Source organism: Enterococcus sp. C76, assembly GCF_040886985.1.
In the GTDB taxonomy this organism is placed as follows: domain Bacteria; phylum Bacillota; class Bacilli; order Lactobacillales; family Enterococcaceae; genus Enterococcus_B; species Enterococcus_B lactis.
In genome coordinates this window covers 1-633 of the sequence record NZ_JBFOEY010000040.1, presented here as the reverse complement: position 1 = coordinate 633, position 633 = coordinate 1, and the positions used below count along the sequence as shown (strand labels likewise).

At 37.4% G+C, this 633-nt stretch carries 1 protein-coding gene; it reads left to right on the top strand.

What is annotated here, in order from left to right; translation table 11 throughout:
- The first annotated feature begins 353 nt into the window (after window positions 1-353).
- Window positions 354-506 (top strand): hypothetical protein, encoded by a 153-nt coding sequence (locus tag AB3I00_RS14595; RefSeq protein WP_368025614.1) that lies wholly within the window; start codon window positions 354-356, stop codon window positions 504-506.
- The last annotated feature ends 127 nt before the right edge of the window (window positions 507-633 follow it).

Below are 633 nucleotides of genomic sequence, written 5' to 3'. Positions count from 1 at the left end.
ATTTAGCCAATGGACAAATCAAGTACTATGTAGGCAAAGATTTGAAAGCTTCAGATGATGTCCAGATCGTACTGTTTGATCAAAATTATCAAGAAATTGGGCGTCAAAAACTTGTATTTAAAAACTGAAGTATTGCATTAGAGAAATATATTTTTGAAACAAGTAGTATGATTATGGGGACTTATAATAGTAAAAAAATGTAAAATATATATGGGCAGAAATCAAATTCTTTTGAAATATGCTATGAATAGAGGGAGGGAAACCGATTTGTCAAAATTCGTAATCTCTATGGGTTGGGAAATTACCGAAAAAATGCCGATAGTTATCGATGGTTTTATCGAGGATATGGCAAAGTGTATTTCAATTTAATTGCCACGACTGATGCAGCTTCAGGGGAAGTATTACGTCCGCCTTTGGAATTAAAAAAAGGGCAAGTAGTTAGTGCGCGTGGAGGCTATCAATTTTTGAAACTATATAATCGCGAAACGTTAGGAGGAAGCAAATGAAAAAGAAAATAGGGGTGTCTCTGGCAACCGTTCTTTTATTGGGTAACACCTGTCTTTCGCCTGTCTACGGGGAGACAGTAGCCGAAGTACCAGCGAGTACGACCAATGTTTCTACCGTCTCCGTCGG